25 protein-coding genes and 1 other annotated feature are annotated in these 22,850 nt (G+C 46.4%); of the genes, 8 read left to right on the plus strand and 17 right to left on the minus strand.

Going from position 1 to position 22,850, the window contains the following annotated elements; all coding sequences use genetic code 11:
• The 4 genes from V1501_RS18565 (at position 1) to V1501_RS18580 (ending at position 2,952) form a co-directional block, all read left to right on the plus strand.
• The gene (locus V1501_RS18565; RefSeq protein ID WP_409290356.1) at positions 1-534 is read left to right on the plus strand and encodes an NAD(P)H-dependent oxidoreductase; all 534 of its coding nucleotides are present in this window, start codon (positions 1-3) and stop codon (positions 532-534) included.
• Positions 535-562: 28 nt separating this feature from the next.
• A complete protein-coding gene (locus tag V1501_RS18570) occupies positions 563-949 on the plus strand; it encodes a hypothetical protein (protein WP_409290357.1) in 387 nt (128 codons plus the stop codon).
• 151 nt (positions 950-1,100) lie between these two features.
• Positions 1,101-1,946, plus strand: coding sequence for an aldo/keto reductase (locus V1501_RS18575; protein ID WP_409290358.1), 846 nt, complete (start codon positions 1,101-1,103; stop codon positions 1,944-1,946).
• A gap of 151 nt (positions 1,947-2,097) precedes the next feature.
• Entirely contained in the window at positions 2,098-2,952 is an 855-nt protein-coding gene (locus V1501_RS18580) for a manganese catalase family protein (RefSeq protein WP_409290359.1), read from the plus strand.
• Positions 2,953-2,990: 38 nt separating this feature from the next.
• Here the strand turns inward: V1501_RS18580 and V1501_RS18585 are convergent, their stop codons facing one another.
• From V1501_RS18585 to V1501_RS18595, 3 genes are all read right to left on the minus strand, one after another.
• Positions 2,991-4,292: a hemolysin family protein gene (locus V1501_RS18585; RefSeq protein ID WP_409290360.1), complete on the minus strand. Its 1,302-nt coding sequence runs from the start codon at positions 4,290-4,292 to the stop codon at positions 2,991-2,993.
• Positions 4,293-4,390: 98 nt separating this feature from the next.
• A complete protein-coding gene (locus V1501_RS18590) occupies positions 4,391-4,750 on the minus strand; it encodes a MerR family transcriptional regulator (protein ID WP_409290361.1) in 360 nt (119 codons plus the stop codon).
• A gap of 343 nt (positions 4,751-5,093) precedes the next feature.
• Positions 5,094-6,551, minus strand: coding sequence for an alanine/glycine:cation symporter family protein (locus V1501_RS18595; protein ID WP_409290362.1), 1,458 nt, complete (start codon positions 6,549-6,551; stop codon positions 5,094-5,096).
• Positions 6,552-6,703: 152 nt separating this feature from the next.
• Between V1501_RS18595 and V1501_RS18600 the strand changes: the two genes are divergently transcribed.
• On the plus strand, positions 6,704-7,267 hold the full coding sequence (locus V1501_RS18600) for a histidine phosphatase family protein (RefSeq protein ID WP_409290363.1): 564 nt from the start codon (positions 6,704-6,706) through the stop codon (positions 7,265-7,267).
• A gap of 25 nt (positions 7,268-7,292) precedes the next feature.
• Here the strand turns inward: V1501_RS18600 and V1501_RS18605 are convergent, their stop codons facing one another.
• The 4 genes from V1501_RS18605 to V1501_RS18620 form a co-directional block, all read right to left on the minus strand.
• On the minus strand, positions 7,293-7,679 hold the full coding sequence (locus tag V1501_RS18605; RefSeq protein ID WP_409290364.1) for a hypothetical protein: 387 nt from the start codon (positions 7,677-7,679) through the stop codon (positions 7,293-7,295).
• Between the two features lie 201 nt (positions 7,680-7,880).
• Positions 7,881-8,519 (minus strand): HAAS signaling domain-containing protein, encoded by a 639-nt coding sequence (locus V1501_RS18610; protein WP_409290365.1) that lies wholly within the window; start codon positions 8,517-8,519, stop codon positions 7,881-7,883.
• Positions 8,500-8,856, minus strand: a complete 357-nt coding sequence (locus V1501_RS18615) for a PadR family transcriptional regulator (RefSeq protein WP_409290366.1) — start codon at positions 8,854-8,856, stop codon at positions 8,500-8,502. Before V1501_RS18615 ends, V1501_RS18610 begins: the two co-directional genes overlap by 20 nt.
• Positions 8,857-8,872: 16 nt before the next feature.
• Complete coding sequence (locus V1501_RS18620) at positions 8,873-9,511, minus strand: NUDIX hydrolase (RefSeq protein ID WP_409290367.1); 639 nt, start codon at positions 9,509-9,511, stop codon at positions 8,873-8,875.
• Positions 9,512-9,899: 388 nt separating this feature from the next.
• Here V1501_RS18620 and V1501_RS18625 point away from each other — a divergent pair, with 388 nt between their 5' ends.
• Positions 9,900-10,628 carry an alpha/beta fold hydrolase gene (locus V1501_RS18625; RefSeq protein WP_409290368.1) on the plus strand — a complete coding sequence of 243 codons (729 nt, stop codon included), beginning with the start codon at positions 9,900-9,902 and terminating at the stop codon, positions 10,626-10,628.
• A 149-nt stretch (positions 10,629-10,777) separates the two neighbouring features.
• Here V1501_RS18625 and V1501_RS18630 read toward each other — a convergent pair whose 3' ends face one another.
• The 8 genes from V1501_RS18630 to V1501_RS18665 form a co-directional block, all read right to left on the minus strand.
• Complete coding sequence (locus V1501_RS18630) at positions 10,778-12,427, minus strand: methyl-accepting chemotaxis protein (RefSeq protein ID WP_409290369.1); 1,650 nt, start codon at positions 12,425-12,427, stop codon at positions 10,778-10,780.
• 21 nt (positions 12,428-12,448) lie between these two features.
• A complete protein-coding gene (locus tag V1501_RS18635; protein WP_409290370.1) occupies positions 12,449-13,429 on the minus strand; it encodes a BMP family protein in 981 nt (326 codons plus the stop codon).
• A 179-nt stretch (positions 13,430-13,608) separates the two neighbouring features.
• On the minus strand, positions 13,609-14,316 hold the full coding sequence (locus tag V1501_RS18640; RefSeq protein ID WP_409290371.1) for a class I SAM-dependent methyltransferase: 708 nt from the start codon (positions 14,314-14,316) through the stop codon (positions 13,609-13,611).
• A complete protein-coding gene (locus V1501_RS18645) occupies positions 14,313-15,413 on the minus strand; it encodes an ArsR family transcriptional regulator (RefSeq protein ID WP_409290372.1) in 1,101 nt (366 codons plus the stop codon). Before V1501_RS18645 ends, V1501_RS18640 begins: the two co-directional genes overlap by 4 nt.
• A gap of 464 nt (positions 15,414-15,877) precedes the next feature.
• A complete protein-coding gene (locus V1501_RS18650; protein WP_409290373.1) occupies positions 15,878-17,302 on the minus strand; it encodes an ATP-binding protein in 1,425 nt (474 codons plus the stop codon).
• Complete coding sequence (locus V1501_RS18655) at positions 17,295-17,966, minus strand: response regulator transcription factor (RefSeq protein ID WP_409290374.1); 672 nt, start codon at positions 17,964-17,966, stop codon at positions 17,295-17,297. Before V1501_RS18655 ends, V1501_RS18650 begins: the two co-directional genes overlap by 8 nt.
• Before the next feature lie 162 nt (positions 17,967-18,128).
• Positions 18,129-18,422, minus strand: coding sequence for a PspA/IM30 family protein (locus V1501_RS18660; RefSeq protein ID WP_409290375.1), 294 nt, complete (start codon positions 18,420-18,422; stop codon positions 18,129-18,131).
• Complete coding sequence (locus V1501_RS18665; protein ID WP_409290376.1) at positions 18,361-18,528, minus strand: hypothetical protein; 168 nt, start codon at positions 18,526-18,528, stop codon at positions 18,361-18,363. The genes V1501_RS18660 and V1501_RS18665 overlap by 62 nt, the downstream gene beginning before the upstream one ends.
• Positions 18,529-18,735: 207 nt before the next feature.
• Here V1501_RS18665 and V1501_RS18670 point away from each other — a divergent pair, with 207 nt between their 5' ends.
• Complete coding sequence (locus V1501_RS18670; protein ID WP_409290377.1) at positions 18,736-19,563, plus strand: undecaprenyl-diphosphate phosphatase; 828 nt, start codon at positions 18,736-18,738, stop codon at positions 19,561-19,563.
• A 115-nt stretch (positions 19,564-19,678) separates the two neighbouring features.
• On the opposite strand, the gene lysS is transcribed toward V1501_RS18670, so the two are convergent.
• Positions 19,679-21,139: a lysine--tRNA ligase gene (gene lysS / locus V1501_RS18675; protein WP_409290378.1), complete on the minus strand. Its 1,461-nt coding sequence runs from the start codon at positions 21,137-21,139 to the stop codon at positions 19,679-19,681.
• Positions 21,140-21,284: 145 nt separating this feature from the next.
• Here lysS and V1501_RS18680 point away from each other — a divergent pair, with 145 nt between their 5' ends.
• Positions 21,285-21,458 carry a hypothetical protein gene (locus tag V1501_RS18680; RefSeq protein WP_409290379.1) on the plus strand — a complete coding sequence of 58 codons (174 nt, stop codon included), beginning with the start codon at positions 21,285-21,287 and terminating at the stop codon, positions 21,456-21,458.
• Positions 21,459-21,646: 188 nt separating this feature from the next.
• Positions 21,647-21,912, minus strand: a binding site (T-box leader).
• A gap of 185 nt (positions 21,913-22,097) precedes the next feature.
• Here V1501_RS18680 and V1501_RS18685 read toward each other — a convergent pair.
• The gene (locus V1501_RS18685) at positions 22,098-22,823 is read right to left on the minus strand and encodes a gamma-glutamyl-gamma-aminobutyrate hydrolase family protein (RefSeq protein ID WP_409290380.1); all 726 of its coding nucleotides are present in this window, start codon (positions 22,821-22,823) and stop codon (positions 22,098-22,100) included.
• Between the last annotated feature and the right edge of the window lie 27 nt (positions 22,824-22,850).

Raw genomic sequence — 22,850 nt, forward strand, 5'->3', positions numbered from 1 at the left:
ATGAAGATTTGTATTATATATGATAGTGAAGGCGGCCATACAGAGGCCCTGGCCCGGTCAATCGCCCAGGGAGCGGATTCCTTTGAAGGGGCTGAAGTTTATCTGCAGTCGGTGGAAGAAGCCGATGTATATTCCCTGCCTGAGATGGATGCGATTATCTGGGGATGTCCGGGACATTTCGGCACAATCAGCTCCGGGCTTAAAACCTGGATTGACAAGCTTGGCTACCTCTGGGCTGAAGGAAAACTGGTGAACAAGATCGGTGCCGTTTTCTGTACGACTGCCACGGAACACGGCGGCCTAGAGTCCACCATGCTGAACTTGATTACACCCATGCTGCACCAGGGCATGATCATCGCAGGCCTGCCGGGGAATATTGCTGAAAATGCAACATACGGCTCTTATTATGGAGTAGGGGTAACCTGTCCGATTGACAGCGAAGAAAACATATCGGAAAACGGCGCAGCACTGGGCCGTGCCCTTGGCCGGCGGGTTGCCGGGCTGGCAGCCGTTTTTACCGCCGCAAAGTCTTGATATATTGCCTTAATGAGGGGGATGACCAATGACAATTGTAATTATATGTGTTCTGGCAGCCTTGATCCTTGTGTTCCTGCTGGTCCGCGTCAATTCGCGCGCCCTCTCCTCTCCTGCTGAAAAGCCCGCAGATCACGGGGATGCTGCAGCAGCGGAAACACCCTGTCCATCAGAGGCAGTTTCAGGTGAAGATACCGGCATTCCCGGCGGCATAACCGCCGATAAAAGACAGACAGGCATAGATGTCCTTGGCCGTGAGCAGGCTGATAAAATGCATGATGATGCTTACCGCCAGACACTAAAGAACTTTATGAAATCAGCCACCCAGCCGGAAAAACAACTTCAAAGGGAAACCGGAATAGACGATACCCAATACCGCAAGGCACTATCAAACATAAAAAACAAAAAGAACTGAAGAACTGGAAATGGAGGCTGCCTCCATTTCCTTTTTTATGGTTCTGCCCTTAAATCATTAGATGCTGGTCCGAAAGACAGATTGTTTGACTAATCCTTACAGGAGTTAGATACTTTTTCCATAAGGCTTTTACTATAAGGAGGTTTTTGGAATGTCAATCAGCAGTTTGCAGGATACAACTACGTTACATAATGGCGTTAAGATGCCGTGGTTTGGCCTTGGCGTCTGGCGTGTAGAGGATGGCGACGAGGTTATTTCATCCGTGAAGGCAGCCATTGTCAATGGATACCGCAGCATTGATACGGCAGCTGTTTACAAGAATGAAGAAGGCGTAGGCGAAGGAATCCGCCAGGCTCTGAAGGAAACCGGCCTGTCGCGTGAGGACCTGTTTATCACTTCAAAGGTCTGGAATTCAGACCAGGGCTACGATTCTACCCTGGAAGCATATGAAGCAAGCCTGAACCGCCTCGGCCTCGAATACTTGGACTTATATCTGATTCACTGGCCGGTAGCAGGCAAGTATAAAGATACCTGGAAAGCCATGGAACAGCTGTACAATGACAAGCGTGTCCGCGCGATTGGCGTGAGCAACTTCCATGTTCACCACCTGGAAGATCTTTTGGCAGATGCCACGATTAAGCCGATGGTCAATCAGGTTGAATTCCATCCACAGCTGTCTCAGCGTGAGCTGCGTGCATTCTGCAGGGAGCAGGAAATTCAGTTTGAAGCCTGGTCTCCATTGATGCAGGGCGGACTGTTTGACAATGAAGTGCTGAAGGGGATTGCTGAAAAACACAGCAAGACGCCTGCCCAGGTCATTCTGCGCTGGGACCTTCAAAGTGGCGTGGTTACCATTCCAAAATCCACAAAAGAACACCGCATCATAGAAAATGCGGATGTCTTCAATTTCGAATTGACTGCTGAAGAGATGGCAGCCATCGATGAGTTGAACAAAGATGAGCGCGTCGGTGCGGATCCAGACAACTTCGACTTCTGATTAATATGCACAAAAAACAGGACGGCCACCCAATGGGAGGCCGTTTTTTACTGGGAAATAATCCGGGAAATGGGGTCAATCCCCCTTGTATAGCTCCCTTCAGTCTGCAGATGCTAAGCAGGTATCATTGATAATAGGAGGGGGTTTTTCAATGTATTATTACAAGCAGGAGCTGATTAATCCAATTATTCCGGACAAGCCGGATCCAAATGCAGCCAAGGTTCTTCAAGAGACGCTTGGCGGCCGGTTCGGGGAAATGCGGACGATGATGCAGTTCTTTTTCCAGAGCAGCAACTTCCGGGGCAAGGCCTTGCAATTCCGGGATTTGATTAAAGGAATTTTCCTGGAGGAAATTGCCCATGTTGAATTAGTCCAAAATACAATCAACGCCCTTCTCGATGATTCAGGTGCACCAATGCCAGGGAATTCCGGCAGTGATGCCGCCCCTCTTGATGAAGCAGTAAAACATGCAATCCCTCACCATTTCATCATGGGTGCACAAAGCTCGGTTCCCGAGGATGCCAATGGCAACCCGTGGCAGGGCTCGTATGTCTATGACCACGGCAACCTGATTGCAAACCTTCTGGACAATCTTGTGCTGGAGTCAACAGGCGTACTGCAAAAAACGAGGATTTATGAAATGAGTTCCAATAAAACTCTCCGCGAGACAATTGCGTTTCTTATCGTACGCGACAATGCCCATCAAAACGCATTTGCAAAAGGCCTTGAGATGCTCGGAGTAGACTGGGGAAAACTATTCCCTGTCCCTAATTACGACATTAATAAATATCCCGAGTGCCGTAAATATGTGGAAATGGGCTTCCATAATGTCCAGTTCAATTTCAGGCTGGATGATACAAGGATTGCCGAGATATACTCCGGCCAGACGCCAAGCCGCAATGGCGGTGAATTGTCTGTTGTGGATCCTCCTGATGGTCATCCAGTCCCTGAAATGCCGGAACGGCCGAATGAGCATGCACCAGGGATAACAGATATGTTCCGCTGATCAAGCTAAAAAGAGGCTGACAACTGTCAGCCTCTCCTCTATTTCTGTTTCAGGATTTCCACCGTTATAAGCTGGTGGCCGTCAATTTCTTTTACTGTGAAATCATAGCCTTCTGCCCCGATAGAATCTCCGACTTTAACATCGAATTTCTGGGTGAGCACCCAGCCGCCGAGTGTATCGACATCTTCTTCTTCAAAGTGTGTTCCAATCAGATCATTTACGTCTTCAATCAGTACCTTAGCATTGAGGATATAATGACCTTCTCCTATTTTGCGGATATCAGCCACTTCATCCGTATCAAATTCATCACGGATTTCCCCTACGATTTCCTCCAGGATATCCTCAACCGTAACAAGGCCAGATGTGCCGCCGTATTCATCAATCAAAATGGCCATCTGCGCACGGTCGCGCTGCATACGAAGCAGCAGATCGTGAATCGGAACCGTTTCAATCACCCGGATGACCGGCTTGATATAAGGCTGAATCGAGGTTTCCCCTTCTACCAGAGCTCCATTCGAGATTCTCGATGTAATGATTTCTTTTATATTTACAATGCCAAGTACATGGTCTTTATCCCCGTCAGTCACCGGATAGCGCGTATAGCCTTCACTTTTCACGGTATCAAGGACCGTTCCCAGGCCAGCTTCGACAGACAGGCTGACAATTTCTGTACGGGGAACCATGATTTCCTTGGCAATCCTTTCGTCAAACTGAAAGATATTGTTAACGTATTTAAGTTCCGTCTGATTGATTTCACCGCTCTTATAGCTTTCCGACAACAGAATGCGCAGCTCCTCTTCAGAATGGGCAAGTTCATGCTCGGAAACCGGCTTCAGTCCAAACAACCCCGTAAGGAAACGGGCTGAACCGTTCAAGATCCAGATGAACGGATACATGATCCGGTAAAACCAGATGATTGGACTTGCGAAGACAAGTGTGATGGCTTCTGCCTTCTGGATTGCCACCGTTTTAGGGGCAAGCTCGCCAATTACTACGTGCAGGAATGTAACAAAAGCAAATGCAATTCCGAAGGATAGAATATCAGAAATGCCTTTGTCCAGATGCCACATGGTGAACAATGGATGGAGCAGGCTTTCGACAGTCGGCTCTCCAATCCACCCAAGCCCTAAAGCTGTAACGGTAATACCCAGCTGGCAGGCAGACAAATATTCATCAAGATGGGTCGTCACCTTTTTTGCGGCAGCTGACCCTTTTCTGCCTTCAGCTACCAGCTGATCAATGCGGGAACCTCTCACTTTTACAATAGCAAATTCTGTTGCCACGAAAAATCCAGTCATGGCAATGAGTACTGCTAACAATATCAAGTTTAATATGTCCAATAAATAGGAAACTGGCCAGCGGAGATCGCTTTTCCCCTAAAAAAGTCCAGCCCCCATACACCTCCTGTATGTTCTCTCAAATTTTTTTGGATTCCGGCTCATATAAGCAGGAGCAGAAGGGTCTGCATAAGTGAGATGCTCTCATGGGACAGGTTGTTTTTGATTGTTTCTTTCGTAAGGCCCTGTTTCTCCATAATTTTCATGATCTCTGAGACATCCAGCTCCAGCTCTTGAATCCTTGCTTTTAATTCTTCGATATCTATATTTTTTGTATCTTGTTCTTTAAGCCGTTTTTTTATTTCAGCGAGTGATAATTTTTCTTTCTTGAGCTGTTCAATCATCCCAATTTTCTCAACCGCATCCGGACAATAGTAGCGGTAGTTGGAAGCGGAACGTTCTGCTGTAAGCAGCCCCTGATTGGTATAATAATCAACTGTCCTTTTTGTAACATGTGCCAATTCCGCCAGCTCGCTTATTCTCAGCTTCTCAGTCCCAAGGGAAACGCCTCCCAACTATAACGTTATGGTTTATAAAATCATTATACAACAATAGCAGTCTATCTGACAATCTAATAAAGATATGGTACAGATTACTAAAAAACATGAGATTCATACTGTAAGCACATACATGGAGAAAAACTGGCCAGGAGCAGGAATAAACACGGCGGGGCGGATCAGGTCATAATAGGAATGCCAGTAAGAGGATGATATTTATACGCAGTTTCAGGCAGCCGCATACTACATGCAGCTCCGCCCCTTTTCCACAAGAAAAACCGGGAAAGAACTTTTCCCGGTTTACTGCTTATGATGCATTTTCTTTATTCATTTTCGGATACTCTTTTTCCCAGTAATCGGCTCCCTTGATTCCGAGCGGAATCGGATCAAATACAGGATCGATGCCAAGCTTCTTCTGCTTCTCATAGTCCTTCAGGGCAGCAAGCGCCGGTTTAGCAAGGATCAAGATCGCAATGATATTCAGCCATACCATTATCCCGAGTCCCACATCCCCAAGCGCCCAGGCAAGTGCAGCTTCATTGGAGGCGCCGTAGAAAGTGGCAGCCATGATCACGAGCTTCGAGAAGAGCACCCAGACTTTCCGGCTGCTTCCATTTGCCAGGTAAGTGATATTGGTTTCAGCGATGTAGTAGTAAGCCATGATCGTTGTGAAGGCAAAGAAGAATAAGGCTACGGCCACAAAGCCGGCACCGAACCCCGGAATGACCGAATCGATTGCAGCCTGGGTGAATCCCGGCCCTGCCTCAATTCCTTTCAGGTTTTCAACAATCATGGTCTTGCCAGGACCTTCTGTATTATACATGCCGGTGAAAAGGATCATGAAAGCTGTGGCCGTACATACAAACAATGTATCGATATAAACAGAGAACGCCTGGACAAGCCCCTGCTTGGCCGGATGTGATACCTCGGCAGCTGCTGCCGGGTGCGCGCCTGTTCCCTGTCCAGCCTCATTGGAATAAACGCCCCGCTTAACTCCCCAGGAAATGGCCATCCCGATGAGACCTCCAAACGTAGCATCAATTGAAAAGGCACTGCGGAAGATCAGAGCAAACACACTGGGAAGCTCTGTAATATTCATAGCGACGATGACCAGTGACAGGAGGATATAGCCGAGTGCCATAAAAGGTACGATAACCTGCGCTGCGCTGGCTATCCTTTTTACTCCTCCGAAGATAATGAAGCCAAGGAACAGGGTAATGACAGCTCCTGTTATCCATTTATTCATTCCAAAGGCATTTTCCATTCCAAGAGCAATTGAATTCGCCTGCACACCAGGCATAAGGACGGCCATGGCGATCAATGCGGCGATGGCAAAAAGCACCGCAAACCATTTCCAGCCGATTCCCTTTTCTATGTAGTACGCCGGACCGCCACGGTACTGTCCGTCTTTCTTAACCTTATAAATCTGGGCCAGTGTTGACTCAACATAAGCACTTGAAGCACCGATGAAGGCGATTGCCCACATCCAGAAAATGGCCCCGGGCCCCCCGTAGAAGATGGCGGTGGCCACACCGGCAATATTACCGGTTCCCACACGTCCGGAGAGTGCGATGGACAACGCCTGAAAGGAGGAAACTCCAGCATCAGAGCTCTTGCCCTGGAACATCAGCCTGACCATTTCCTTGATATGACGCAGTTGCAGAAAACGGGTTAAAATAGAAAATAATAGCCCTACTCCCAGCAGGATATAGATGACCGGGTCACTCCATAGCACAGCATTCAAACTATCCACGAATTCCTTCAAGCAAAATCCTCCTTCTATGTATCAGAATATTCAATGTTTTTAATTATATATTTTTCTTTTGTTATTAGCAAAAATTTAACAAAAATTGTCGGAAATCATTGGAGAATAGTAGAATATGTATTATTGTGGATTGTAGAATGGGGGACATTTATATGAATACAGATATCTATTTTGTAAGGCATGCTCATTCCATTTATACCCCTGACGAAATAAACCGCCCCCTGTCGGAAAAAGGAAGGGCGGATGCCATCAGGGTTGAAGGACTATTGTCTAAAAGGAATATAACAAATGTAATCTCAAGTCCATATCAAAGAGCCATCGGGACCGTCCAGGGAGTGGCCGATGAATTTGAGTTAGACATTGAACTGCGGGAGGACCTGAGGGAGCGGCTGCTTTCCACGGAGCCGGTCGATGATTTCGCAGAAGCTATGAATAAGGTATGGAGCAATCCCTCCATCGCTCTTGAAGGCGGCGAATCCAACAAGGAAGCCCAGGCTAGAGGAGTGAGGGCGGTCAAATCAATTCTGAAAACATACCCAGGCCAAAGTATTGTGCTCGGTACCCATGGCAATATCATGGTGCTGATCATGAATTACTTTGACACTCAATATGATTTCTCCTTTTGGAAAAGGCTCGATATGCCTGATATCTACAAAATGAGCTTCAACGGCGGGACACTTGCCAGTACAGAACGGATATGGGGGCAGAATCAATAAGGCTAAAAAGCACAAGCCCCTTAGCTTATGCGAGCAGGTAGGCCCAAACATCCTCCATAAACATCCCCATCACCAGGAGAGCAGTCAGGACAGCTCCCGCCAGCACAAGCCAGATCAGGATCAGCCTTTTTTTATTCATCTCCTCCGGGACACCGTTATAATAGGTATTCAGCAGTAAGGCATAACCCGGCAGCAAGACAGTGGAGAGAAGAAGGCAGAAATACACAAGGCGAACAGGTATGAATGAACAGCTTTCCTCAGGCATCGCCTGAAGTGTCCATGGATGCATGACCCATGCCAGAAAAGCATTCGGGATAACCGCAAAAAGTGCGGTATGCAAAGGAATCCGGCCATCTTCCCTGCTAAGCAGGAACAATGCATACCAGATAGATGCATAAGCCAGAATGGTCAAAATAATGACCCCCTGGAAGAAGGTATAATCGCCGAGAGCGTCTGCCCATTTGTCCGGCAGCACCACAAGAATGATGCTAAGAAATGAAAAACAGCATTAAAGCTCCCGCCTGGGCTGCGCCCCAAAAAAAGGCCTGTTTAATCAAAGCCATAGTACAGCCTCCCACTACAAAGACATTCTATGTATGCAATCAAAAAAAAGCTAGACAGAGGATCTTTTTCCGATCCGGAAGCCCATCCAGCAAATGAGCGGAAACAACAGGATTGTAGCAAATATGCAGCTGATGATGAATGAAAGACTCAGCAAAGGGGTGAACCATTCCCCTGGAACCAGCTCAAACAGGACTAAGCACATCAGGAGGACATTCGGTAAGATGGCTGCGGCAAAAATAAGGGGTGCCCAAACCCTTCCGCCATAACCAAACTCCCGGCCGGCTTCATAGCCAATCAGCGCCCAGAACAGGGAGTATATGATGAGTATGATTAAGGGCATCCGCGCCAATGCATCCCACATCAGATCTGCCCATAAAATGCCGCTAAGATGATGTAAGGCAGTCAAACCTGCCCCGGCTGTAAAGAAAGAAAGATTGATGATGAAAAACAGGCGCAGCGTCCAAACTGGGGACGGAAACTCCGCATGGTTCCAGGCTTCAGCCGCTTCCTCGGGTGTTCCAAGACTTTCAGCAGCCAATTTCATCAGCTCAGCTTCATCCGTTATGCCGCTCTCCTCTTCCAGCTCCAAAATATGTGTTTTATATTCTTTTAGAATCTGATCCCGGTCGCAGCAGCCGTTTAACCGCTGTTCCAGTTCTTTAAGGTACTCAGCCTTCGTTTGGGCCATGCTGCTCCGTCTTTCCTATCACAAGATTCATCACCTTCACAAATTGCTTCCATTCCCTCTGCTTTTCTGCCAGCATTTCCCGCCCAGCTTCCGTAATCCGGTAATACTTGCGGTCTGCCCCCTTCTCCTTCTTTTCCCAATAAAAGTGGATATACTGCTGCTTTTCAAGCTTATGCAGAGCCGGATACAGTGTTCCCTCCTTTACGCTGAGATGGAGATTGCTCCTTTTTTCCAGCTCCTTCACAAGCTGATAGCCATACATATCCCTTTCACCCAGCAGCTGGAGAATAATCAGGGAGGTACTTCCCTTCACCAGTTCACGGTTAAATGCAAACATACTCTTTCCTCCTTAATTAGCTGCGGGTTTTTAAATGATTCCGGATCAGCCTGGCCACCGTTTGGTAGAAAGAAGAATCATGGGAAACCAGATCTGCCCTGCCCAGGTTCTTTGAAACCTCCCGGCGCATCCCTTCAGCATCCTCCTCAAACCCTTCAGCATAAAAGCTGTCCTGCATCCCAGTACAGAATTCATAGAATGAATTCCATTCAGCCTTCACCATGCCAGAGACTTCTTCCCTTTGCAGCTTGAAGGATGCATATGGGAAATCGCCTTCATATAAATATTGATGGGCTATTTCCCTGTCAATGAAGCACTGTTCTTCCTTTATCACTTCATATTTTATGACCCCCATGGGCACAAGGTCCGCGAGCTCCGTAACAATGCCCAGCTCCTCGCGCACCTCCCTGACTCCGTCCTCAATCGTCTCGTGGGCGAGCAGATGGCCGGCGGCCGTTATATCATACAAACCCGGATAGTCCTTTTTCCGGTCACTCCGCTTTTGCAGGAAAATATAGTGCCGGTCCTTCTCATATGAAACCAGCCAGCAGTGGAACGCTTCATGCCAGAGACCTGCTTTGTGAACCTTACTGCGGTCCGCGGTGCCGGATGGACGCCCTTTATCATCAAAAATCCGGAGCAATTCTGTTTCCATTTTCATTTCCCTTCTGTAAGGAATTTACATACATAGATTTTTTAGGTATTAATAATATACCAATTTAAGTTAATATTTACAAATATTTCTTAAAACTCAATTGTATAAGAAAAATGAATGAAGCTGCTAAGAAATCAGACAGCCGCGCTGCCTGACTAGTAGTTGGTGCCGGGAGGATAGTCTTTAACTTCTTGCTGCACCAATAATTGGCTGGGCTGAAATCAGTCGTGATTTGTTCAGATAAAAGGCCGGACTCAGGATGGTCCGGCAATCATACATATGTTAAAATTGACAGAATTGTTTACTGGGGAAAGTAACAGGTACCTATAAAGCCTTTCAGATAAATAAGTTTCTTTATTGGCACCTGACATGAGAGAGGATTGATCTAATGAGTAAAGATTTCTTCGTAAAAACAAGAGGCTGCAAATTATATGCCAAATTAATGGGAGAAAGCAACGGTAAAACCACAATTATCATGGACGCCGGATATGGGGATTTTTCCAAGTCATGGAATGCGGTGATAGGAGAGATTTCAAAACTATCTTCTGTTTTCATATATGATAGAGCAGGGCTTGGAAAAAGTGAACGAAGCTTATCTCCCAGAACAAGCCGTGAAATGGTTAAAGAGCTGAAAGAATTACTTGTTAAAGCCAATATTAAACCTCCATATTTATTGGTAGGTCATTCATTTGGCGGGGTCAATATGCGGATATTCGCAACTGAATATGAACATGACGTTTGCGGGCTTGTCCTGGTTGACTCTACTCCTGAAGATTATAGAGAAAGATTTCTTCCAACCATGCCGCAAGATTTCCAGCAAGCCTACAACAATCAATTTATTCACGAAGGAAATTACGATGAATTTATGGAAAGCCTTGATCAGTTAAAAGAAACTAAACGTAAATTAAAAATTCCATTAGTGGTTCTTTCAGCCGGTAAAAAAGCTCATTACACAGCAGAATCTCAAGCATTATGGAATCAAATGCAGAGAGAGATTCTTGAAATATCCTCTAATGGTGTATTGGTGACTGCCGAAAACAGCGCTCATTACATTCAAATTGATGAACCAGACGTATTGATTCATTCGATAAGAAAGCTGATTGGCCTGTTTGAATAGGTGGAAAGTATTGAAAAATGCTTGGAGACATAATCTCCAAGCATTTTTCTTTCCTGATTGCTATACTGTGCTCCTGCCAGCCTCTTAACGAAGAACACTCTTTTTTACTTATAAAAGTGAAAATCACTACGGCATGGAGACATTAATTTTTAGATGCGGAATGCCGAAATGGTATCCTGGAGTTCTTCAGCCAGACGGGCCAGTGAAGCGGCTGCAGCATTCACTTCTTCCATGGAAGCCAGCTGTTCTTCCGATGCCGAAGCCACTTCGACTGCATGATAGGAGGTGCTTGCTGCTACCTCTGACATTTCAGCCACATCCTCGGCAACAAGTGAGACATCTTCCTTGATCCTTGCCGAAGCCTCTGTGATCCCGCTGATCTGGCTGGTCACATTGTCAACAGAGGAAAGGATGGAAGCAAAGGCCTCTTCCGTGTCGTTGGCAATCTCAAGTCCGGCCAGCACCTTCTCCTTCACCGAGTGAATGGCATCCACGCTGGTTTTGGCATCTCTCTGCATTTCAGAAGTAAGCTCCGAGATATGTGACACTGAATCCCTCGTCTGCTCGGCAAGCTTCCTGACCTCTGATGCGACGACCGAGAACCCCTTACCGGCCTCTCCTGCTCTTGCCGCCTCAATGGCTGCATTCAGGGCAAGCAGATTCGTCTGATCGGCGATCCCTGTGATCAATGTAAGAATTTCCCCGATTTGCAGGGAGCGCTTATTGAGTTTTTCCAGTGCTTCACCTGCATTTTCGACAGAACCGGATATATGATTCATCTGATTCAACGTTTCCTCAACAAAATGGGAGCCCCGCTTTGTCTGCTCATTAGCAGCCGCAGTAAGTGCAAATACAGAAGCTGCATTTTCTGCGATTCTCGCTGCACCTTCAGTCCCAGCCTGCACGGCCTTGACCGATTCATTCGATTTGGCAGTCTGCTGCTCGGCACCTGCCGACACCTGCTGCATAGCCACTGTAATCTGTTCAGTGCCCTTCATCGTTTCGTCGGCACTGGCCATCAGTTCCTCAGAGGCAGCCGCAACCTGGCCTGAGCTCTCTCCCACATGCTTAATCAGGGAACGCAAATTGTCTGTCATCCTCTGAAAAGCATGATTCATGGACCAGATTTCATCTTTTGTCCTGACTTTAATTGTTTCAAGATTCAGGTTCCCATCTGCAATTTCTTCGGCATGACGGGTAAGCTGCCTCACCGGCCTGACAATTCTTTCGGTATATACGAACGCCGCTATAATGCTTCCGATAATCAGGATGATGACTGCACCAAGGGAGAATGTAACCATCAGCTGAATTCGGTCTTTAATGGCATCCTGGAGGTTCATATAATCAGCATTGATCATTTTTTTTAATTCAATAACATCATTGGCCATCCCTCTTGTCCGGAAAGACTGGCGCTTCGCTTCAGCCTGGTTTTGTTCATCTGCCACTTTTAATCCGGCGACCTTCAGCTCATTGAATTTCCTGCTGATTTTTTGTATAGCTTCCTTTTTTCTGCCTGAATCAAATTTTTTCCTCAGCTCAGCCGCTTCTGCCTCCACGTCTTTTAAATCCAGTGTTATATCATTGGCATTGCTTCCGGAGGGGACCATTGAGTAAGCACCCAGTGACTTGGCCAGGCTCTTTGTCGAGCTGTTCAATTCCTCTGCATGCAGCAATGTCTTTACCGTATTTTCTGTTGAAGAATTGATCGACCTCATGCCGGCAATATTCACGCCGATGATGACTGCCGACAATAGCATTGGTATGAGTGTTAATAATAAAATCTTTTGTTTAAGCTTCATGCTGTTCTCCTGACCTCCAGCCTATTGAATGATTTGAATCTCCTGGTTGGCTAACTTCTTTTTTAAGTCTTCTAATTTCTCAGTTTCCGCTGGGGTAAGGCTGACGATCCTTATTGGGGCAATATCGACTCCGTCCTCTTTTATGCCAAGCTGAATTTTATGTCCGGAGAGCTTCCCTGTTTTGGAGAATTCCTTCACCCGCTCATAAATGGCCACATCCACTTTCTTCAGCATGGAAGAGACGACTGCCTTTTCCGCCTGAAAGAATTGGTCCGTATCTACTCCAAAAGAGTAAATGCCTGATTTTTCAGCCTGCTTTAACACCCCTACACCCGTGTAACCGGCTGCCGGATAAATGTAATCCGCCTTTTTCTTGATCATGCTGCCCGCTATTGCCGAACCTTTGTCAACATCATCAAATGTCCCTGCATATTCGGAAAGAACTTGAGCCTTCGGGTTTACAGCTTTAACTCCCTCAGCAAAGCCTTTTTCGAATTTTTTGATCAGCGGGACATCCATTCCGCCGACAAAGCCGACTACATCGCTCTTTGTCTTCATCCCCGCAAGAACCCCGATTAGATAAGAGCCTTCTTCTTCCTTAAATGTCACGGAATAAACATTGGGAAGCTCAGACACCGAATCAATGATTAAAAATGGCTGCTTCGGATACTTCCTGGCCGTTTTTTCCACTGCTTCCTGCATGGAAAAGCCCAGGCCGATCACCAGGTCATTGCCATCCTTTACAAGCTCGGCAAGTCCCTGCTCATATGTCTTCGTATCCTTTATCTCTTTATAATCGAATGAAATGCCAAGCTCATCCCTTGCCTTTTCCAGACCTGTAAACCCTAAATCAGAAAACGACTGATCCCCCAAGCCCGCATCTGACAGCATAATCCCTATCCTGACCGGCTCATCCGCCATGCCGGACTTCGGTTTTGCTCCGCAGCCTGCACAGGCAAGCAGCAAGATTCCTATGATTGCTAGTAAAATACTTTTTTTCATTATGACCATTCCTCTTTGAAGTGTAATATCCTTTATAACGGCTAATTGGGCAGGAAGTTTAATAGCTCGGGGAATATTAAGAATATTAACTTTTTTTAATCCGTACGGGGAACGGCAGCATTTCGGCTGCAATAAAAAAGGAATAGAGGAAAACATCACCTCTATTCCTTAAAAACTATTTATCTTTTCTTAAAAATGCCGGCCCACAGATCAGAATAGCCGAATAATCCACTGCCGGCCGGGAAGTCCTTCATCCTCCTGATTTCGAGAACTTCAAAGCCGCTGAAGATTCTTTTCAGCTTCTCCTCAGTAAAGCCAAGTCCGCCCCTCAGACTCATACCCCGATACACATCCCAATCCGATATATCAGCACCGCCGAGACCGCCGTTTTCAGCAAAGCATGTTAATGCGAATATCCCGCCCGGTTTTAGACCATGTTCCAGGATTTCCAGATAGCTCAGCCTGCGGTGAGGTGCAATGTGGTGAAAGCAGCCGGAGTCATAGACTACATCATAGGAGCCCGCCTGGGTATCAAGATTAAAAATATTTTCTTTTATAAAGCGGACAGGATAACCGGCAGTCCTCTCCTTCCCCCAGCGGACCGCTTCCGCGGAGGAATCGACCGCATCAACACGAAAGCCGTTTCTAGCAAGAAACAGGGCATTCCTCCCCGGCCCGCAGCCCAGGTCCAGTGCCTTCCCCTGTTTAATCCAGCCTCTTTGGAGATAGTCTGCAAGATTTTCATCAGGCAGATTTTCGAAAAAAGGGACCTTTCTTTCTCTATTTTCATAAAAGCTGTCCCAGTTAAATCTCTTTTTTTCTTCTAATAGTGTATCCAGCATACTAAGTATATCTTCATGGGAATGAATGGCTTCTTTCCGCGTCATATCTGCCCTCCCTCGTCATCTGTTCTATGATCTAACAGTGTAATGTTGAAACCAGGATATGCTTCATGGATGCTGGTGATTGCTTCTTTCAGTAATTTTGCATTAAATGTTCCCTTTATCAGCTCACTGTTCGGGACAATTGTAATGCTTGTGCCTGTGGATTTTGTTTCGCCGATGATGGAAGGCCCGGACTGCGGGATGCCATTCCGGAAATACTGCCGATATTGATAACCTCCCCTGCTGATGACGGCTGTTAGGCTCTTAGACAGAGCATTAACGATGCCAATCTCCATTTCAGCGGCTGCCCCGGGTGCTTTATAATCTGTAAATCTAAGATTGAGATCTGTCAGCACCTCTTCCAAAGCGGAATGCGGACCGTCCGACATCACTTCAACCGGAATGCCCCTGCCATCATCCGAGATCGTGGCGCTTCCGTCTGCCTGGAGGATGATCAGGGCTTTGCTGCAATGGCCGGCTTTATGCTCCTCTACCGAATTGTGCAGAACAGCAAGAATGAGAGCACCAGGGCCCATGCCGATGTCTTTCCCTGTATAATCGGCTGCCCGCTCCCGCACATCTCTCATTTTGATATAGCGGCTTGTATCAAACATTTCCATTACCCCAGACAGAACCAGGAGCAGCGGCAGCGCTCTTTTCCTTGGGATACTGTAGGAGCCGCCCCGTTCTTCCTGCAGAACCAAGCCGGCGCCGATCAAAGGCTTTAAATGATGATAAAGCTGTCCCGTTGTTCCCATTCCAAGCAGCTCCACGAGCTCAGTGCCATGCCTCGGCTGAACCAGCAATGCCTTGATAATCTCTAGGCGCTGCTTATGTCCGAGCGAAGAAAGAATCCTTGCCATATCCTCACTTTCACCTGCCAATATAGAGGGAAGACTTTTCTCCCGGGCCAGCCCATGATATTTTTGCTGATCGGTTTCCATCTCACCGGAGTAATAGACCTTCAGGATGCTGCCATCAGCTAAAGAGCTGCTCTCTTTAGTATCATCCTCTTTCGGAAGGTCAGGTTTTATGTAGTTCAATATCAGTTTCATTTGGTTCTTTAATTCATCCAGTTCCCGGCCATAGTCTCTTTCCAATGACTTCACCCCATTTACGTATTATCATAATACGTATTAATTTTAGATTATTATGGGAATTCTTGCAAGGATTTACCTGGAAGACTCCATTAACCAATGGGTAAACATATCAATCCTTATTTTAATAAAAATGGTGCGGTTCCGTGCGGAGTTTTTGGGAAATCTATTAGCCGGGTGATCCCCAGAGGGATGAAGGACTTTTTAACCTGCATTCTCGGGTAAAAAGGTCTTCATCGGGGCTATGAAGGACTTTTCTAGCTGCATTCTCAGGTAAAAAGGTCTTCATCATGGGCATGAAGAACTTTTCTAGCTGCATTCTCGCGCAAAAAGGTCTTCATCATGGGCATGAGGGACTTTCAAACTGAAAATCTCAGATAAATTTGTCTTCAACATTCTCGAGGCAAAATGGTAAACGGGACAGATAGAATAAAATAAAAAACGCAGATAGGCATTTACAGCTCCATCTACGTATTCTTCATCTTTATGAAGGGGATCCGAACGGTGAACGTGCTCCCCTTTCCGGCTTCACTTTCGACTTCTATGCTCCCGCCGTGGCTGTCCACGATCCACTTGGCGATGGCAAGGCCAAGTCCATGGCTGCCCATTTTCCTGGACCTGGACGTATCTGACCGGTAAAATCTCTCAAATATCAGCTTATGTTCTCCGGGCTGGATTCCTATCCCGGTATCCTGCACCTGCATGTACAGCCCTTCATTTCCAGACGTGAGCCTAAGAACGACCCTGCCGCCACTGCCGGTATACTTAATGGCATTATCAAGAAGGATGATCAGGAGCTGTCTAAGCCGTTCAGGGTCGCCTTCTGCCGGTACAGCATCGGGTCCCTCTATCTTAAGGCTGATTTCTTTAGCGGCAGCAAGCGGTCCCACCGACTCGACAGCTTTCTGGGCGTGCACCTTAAAGTCAAAAGTTTCCCTGTTTAGCTCGGGCTGATCAGAGTCTGAACGGGCGAGTGTCAGCATATCACCCACAAGATTAGTCATCCGCTTGACTTCATCCTTCATGCCATAAAGAAGCTTACGGGAATATTCATCTTCCTGGAGCTCCGTGGTCATTTCCATGGCGTTGATGGATGACAGCATAACACTCAGAGGGGTACGAAGCTCATGAGAGGCATCGGCAACAAACGTACGCTGCCGGCTGAAGGCCTTCGAGATCGGAAACATTGCCTTTTTCGACATCAGGAAACTGATATACACTGCAAGTCCAACAAAAATCAGCGCAATCCCTCCAAGCACGGCAAACAGCCATTTAAACAAGTCATAAGCAAATGAAACATCTTTTCCTACATATAGAGTTCCGACTTCGCGCCCTCTTAAAATCAGGGGATTGCCTGCAATCATAAGATGAACTTCATCACGCATGGCCGGAACATGGATTTCACGGCCATTCCTGTTAATCTCTCTCCCCACGAATCGGGCTTTGTCTATGTTCAGTTTTTCCCGCCGTATGCCGCCGCGCCCGGGAGCTCCCTTATTTATCAGACTGAGAAGCTCACCTCTGAGAGGCGGAAAGGCCTCACTCCCGGTGATTACCTCTCCATCCGGGCTGATGACATAGTAAAAAAATTGATCAGCCCCGGCAAAGACAATCTCCGGGGCAGAATTCCCCATAAAGCCAGGCCGGCCATCCTGCTTCAAATAAGCCTTGATGGCCCGGGCTTCTTCCCCTGCCAGACTCTCTAACTCACGTTCCTGGTCATTAAGGATAACAAAATAAAGAATAGCAAAAACAATGACAATGAACAGAACCAGAAACAGCATGAGCAGCCCGCTGTAAGTCAGAGTCAGCCGGTTTTGTGTACTCGTGAAAACATCCTTCTCCCCCGGCTTCCGGTGTTCTCTGAAAATGAGCGGCAGCTTACTACTCAAGTTTATAGCCTACCCCCCTGATACTGTGCAGCAGATCCTGCATCCCCAGCTGGTCGAGCTTTTTCCTCAGCAGCTTCACAGTAGCATCAATGGTCTTCATGGAAACATCTGAATCATATCCCCAAATACGGTCCATGATCAGATCTCGCGGGAGCACCTGTCCTTTATTCTGGACCAGCAGGTCGAGCAGCTGGAACTCCCTCGGGCTCAAACGGATTTCACCCAGACTGCTCACAAGTGTCTGACTGGAGCGGTTCAGACGAATATCATTTATTTGAATTTCCTCTCCAACGATGGGCGCATAATTCCTCCGTGACAGCGCCCGCAGCCTGGCAAGCAGCTCATCAATTTCGAAGGGCTTTACAAGATAATCGTCCGCTCCGGAATCCAGCCCCTCGATCCTGTCCTGAACCGCATCCTTCGCAGTCAGCACCAGAATGGCACCCGGATATCCTTCCTTCCGGAGACGCCTGCACACCTCCACACCGCTCATATCAGGCATCATCCAATCCAGGATCAGCACATCATAATGCGAAGTGGATGCATAAAAATAAGCATCACGCCCATCCGTCACCCACTCCGTCTTGAATCCCCCCTTCTTCCCCAGCATAAAAACAATCAACTCACCCAGCTTCTCATCATCCTCTGCCAGCAGAATATTCACGGAACCACTCCTTTTCCTAATGGGGGACAGTCCCCTATTTCCCAAGGCAGTTTTAATATTGATAGGATAACGGGTATGCACAAAAAAGAAAAGCACTTATGATGGGAAGTGCTTCCTTTTTTATGGTCAGGCTGCTTCTTTATTGCTGTTCTGTTTTAGTTTTCACAGTCGTTGTTCTGTTTCTTCTTTAAGGCTGCGGCGGATGACCTCCTCCGATATCCCGGCTCCAGATGACAGCATCCGCGCTGCCTGAACTTCTGACTCGATCAGCATGGTACGGTTCTCTATCCTGGCAAGTCCTCTTTCTAGGTGAACCGGACTTAAGGAGACAGCCGTTTTTTGCAGGCGCTTGACGGTTTGTGCAGCATTGATCCGGCTGGCGAAGAGAATCCTTTTATGCAGCAGGTGCTCCATGAAAGCCGGGCTGCCCATCGTCTGTCCATGGCCATGGCCCATATGGTCCCGGGCCTCCCGATGACAGAGTATAAATCAAGCCCAGCACCCACTGGATGATGCTGAAAAGGCTGACTGCCAGAGCTCCCCAAAAAACTCCTTTTTTCATAAAAGTAATCCTCCTTTCTTTTTGAATACCTGCATATTAATATCTATTAGTGAAAATTCGATGAAAACGCGCCCCTGTAAAGCAAATCTTTTATATAATGAAGAAGTGTCACTAAATGCTGGGTTCCATTGGCTTAATATCCTGCAATATGATAAATTAGTAGCTTGCAGGCATATCATAGAATAAAAGAAATAGGAGCTTAATTTCATGAATCTTTGGGAGTTGTTTGTAGCATTTCTATTGGGTGTGGTGGAGGGCCTGACCGAGTTTGCCCCCGTTTCCTCAACGGGACATATGATTATTGTGGATGACCTTCTGCTTCATTCAAAGGAACTCTTTACAGCGCAGGTGGCGAATACCTTCAAGGTAGTCATCCAGCTAGGCTCAATACTTGCTGTTGTTATCGTATTCAAGGATCGTTTTTTAAATATGTTCGGCTTAAAGAAAGACCCGGCAGGAAGCGAAGCCAGCGGCAGGCTCAGCCTGATGAAGGTCATTGCCGGCCTCATTCCGGCCGGGGTCACCGGGGTATTGTTCGAGGGTTATATCGATGAACATCTTTTCTCGGTGGAAACCGTCATTATCGGGCTGGTGATCGGTGCCATACTCATGATCATCGCCGATAAACTGCAGCCAAAAGTTCCAAAAACACAGACTGTTGACGGAATCTCCTACAAGCAGGCGATCGGGGTCGGATTGTTCCAATGTTTAGGCCTGTGGCCGGGCTTCTCCCGTTCAGGCTCTACCATAGCCGGCGGCGTCCTGCTCAATATGAGCCACCGCGCAGCCTCTGATTTCACCTTTATCATGGCTGTTCCTATCATGCTTGGTGCAAGCGGCATCTCCCTCCTTAAAAACTGGGAGTACATTACCATGGATGCCATGCCATTCTTCATTGTAGGCTTTATCAGCGCCTTTGTGGTGGCACTTGTTTTCATCCGCTTCTTCCTGAAGCTGATCAACCGCATCAAACTTGTGCCGTTTGCCATCTACCGGATTGTGCTGGCCGCTTTGATTTATGTGATTTTCCTATAAAAACGGCTGATTCTAAACATGAAAAACCCAGATCCTATTGGTTCTGGGTTTTTGCTTATGGGATAACTCTTATTTAAATTTTATAAAATCACCTGCACATCCCCTTATAATGTTCCTATACCTTCTTAGTTAAGGGGAACAATGTGCAATCCTTAATGGTTTCACTATCCGTCAGTACCATCAATAACCTTTCAATTCCAAATCCCCATCCAGAAATAGGCGGCATTCCATATTCCATAGCTGTTAAGTAATCTTCATCCATCTCCATCGCTTCTGCATCCCCATTATTTTTTAAGGCAGCTTGTGTTTCCAGCCTTTTTCTTTGCTCAATGGGTTCTACCAATTCGGAATAAGCATTAATAATTTCGGCTCCGTTTACGACTAACTGGAAACGGTCCGTAAGAGATGGGTCGTCATCATTAGCCCTGGCAAGCGGGGATAAATCAATCGGATGCTGAATTAAAAATGTCGGTTTTACAAGTTGGGGCCGGCAGGTTTTTTTATACAGCAAATCAATGAAATTGCCTCTTCCCAAAGTATTTATCCCTGGATGATCCAGTTCAATATTTCTCCTTTTTGTTTCTTGAAGCAAATCTTTCACATCGGGATAAAGGCTGATATCTATTCCTGTTTCTTTATAAATTAAATCCCTGAAGGAAATCACTTCCCACTCTAGTGAAAAATCAATGGATTGTCCTTTTATGACAATGGTCGTGGAATGAAAGGTCTGCCTTAGAATATACAGCACCATCTCGCGCATTAATTTCATGGTATCCTGATAATTCCAGTAAGCTGCATATCCTTCGACCATAGTAAATTCCTGAAGATGCTGGGTGCTCAGTCCTTCATTCCTGAAGCACTTTGCAACTTCAAATACTTTCGTAAAGCCGCCAATAATCAGCCTCTTTAAATAGGTTTCCGGAGCAATCCGTAAATTCAATTCTGTATCCAGCGAATGATGATAGGTTTTAAAAGGTTTGGCAATGGCGCCTGAGGAGGTATGCTGTAATACCGGAGTCTCTACTTCCAGGAAATCATGATCCTCAAAAAAACGGCGGATGGCGCGTACCATCTTGCTCCTGGCCAGCATGCGGTCCTGCGTCTCCTTTGTCATCATTAAATCCAAGTACCGCTGTCTATATCGAAGCTCCACATTACTTAAGCCGTGCCACTTCTCCGGAAGACTCCGAAATGCTTTCCCCAGGAAAACATAGCTTTCAATGCGCAGCGTTTTTTCTTTTGTCCTGGTAGTATACATCCTGCCTGTCACACCAATAAAGTCTCCTATATCCAAGAAGTCATTAAATTGTTCAAAGGGAATCCCGCCTACTTCATCTCTTTTGAGCAGGAGCTGCAAACTGCCTTGTATGTTAGATATGGTAAGGAATATTAATTTATTAAAGTTCCTGATACTCATAATCCTGCCCGCCACCCGCACACCAGAAGTACCATCTTCAAGCTGAGAGGCTTCAAGAATCTCGTAATTAACGGAAAATCCTTCAGGGTATACTGAGATCCCCCGGGTTTTTAGTGATTCAAATTTCCTGAATCTGCCCTCTGTCTGCTCACTGCTCATCCATCTCACTCCTCAATAGCTTTTTACTTATATCTTTTAAAAAATACGCTCTGTTAGGACGATGTTGAATACTGTGCCACAATCTAAAAATAAAATCCTCTCGAATGGAAATAAATGTTATGCTGATTAAAAGGAGAGTGATTGTGTGACTTGGTTAATTCCAGCTGTTCTCGGTACTTTGGCACTCGCACTTTTTATTGATTGGAGACGCAAGAAAAATAATAACAATCCCCATAACCCAATAAATCCTAACGCTAAGTCTGGTGAGGACATGAATCATACGATGGGTGATAACCGTTATTCGGGTGGAGGGCAATAAATTTAGTAATCCCAAGCATTTTTAGAGACCTTTCTAAGGTCTCTTTTGTATTTGTTTAGTGAAAAAAAGAGAATGCCCAAGCAGCCATACATTTTTCTATTAAAGCACCCATTAGGAATAAAAATTTCAACTGCGTCCTTTAACAGAGCCAAAAAACAAAAAAAACTCCCACCCCCAAGATTATTCATCTTGAGGACGAGAGTTTAAGCTCCGTGGTACCACCCCAGTTTATTGATATGTCACCATATCAACCTCTTCGAGTACGTCAACTTTAATGATTGATTATACCCTATCTCTATAACGGGAGATCCCGTCGCGCCATCCTTAAGAAAAGCCTTAAATCTGCGCGAAAGCTCCGAGTCTTTTTTCATAATGATCATTATTGCTCCTTTTCACCTGCCGGAGCTCTCTGGAAATAATGAAACAAAATTACTCTTCTCTTCATAGCCGATATTCACGTATTGAAAATTAAGAATATTTTACAATGAAGAAATTGATAAGTCAATTCCCATTTAAAACACCCTTGATTCCTCCTGCATTTCCTTATTTTTGCCCATCAAAGCCGAAAGTAAACAAAAACAACGTGCCCGATACAGTACCGGTACACGTTGTCAGCATTAAAAATCGGCTTTTTCTATCTTAACGGCGGCATGCATCCACAAACGCCTTAAATAACGCAAGCATGTCATCGCTGGTTTCTGTCATATCTTCAGGATGCCACTGGACTGCAAGCATCCAGCCGCCTTCCTTGTCCTCAGATTCGAGGGCTTCTACAATGCCATCCTGTGCAGATGCGGACACCTTAAGCCCCGGCGCCTCGTCACGGACTGCCTGATGATGGAAGCTATTGACCTGGAGTTCTTCTTTTCCGACGATATCGTGAAGCAGGCTTCCCCGTTCCACAGTGACAGAATGGGTGGCGGCTGCCCTTGTTGAAGCATCCTGATGATGTTTCATGACGCTTCTGTCATCACTTTCGATATCCTGGATCACTGTTCCGCCAAGACCGGCATTCAGCACCTGAATGCCCCGGCAGATGGCAAAAATAGGCTTCTTTTGCTCCCGGAGAAGCGGCAGCATCGCCATTTCTGTGTCATCGCGCTCCGGAATTATGCGGCCGAGCTTTGGATGAGGCTGCTCGCCAAAGAGCTGGGGATCTATATCCTCCCCGCCGCTCAACAGGATCCCGTCACATATATCTGCCCATTCACGGGCTGTTTCCTCATCAGCTGGCGGAAGAATGACTGGCACCCCGCCTGCCTTCATGACGGATTTTGCATAGCTATAATGCAGCACACTGCTGTTTTGCCCATTAAAATCGAAATTCGAACATGTAATGCCAATAACCGGCTTATGATTACTCATATTTTTCAGCTCCAAAAAGTGACTTCT

The organism is Paraperibacillus esterisolvens, from assembly GCF_046237625.1.
GTDB lineage: Bacteria > Bacillota > Bacilli > Bacillales > DSM-1321 > Paraperibacillus > Paraperibacillus esterisolvens.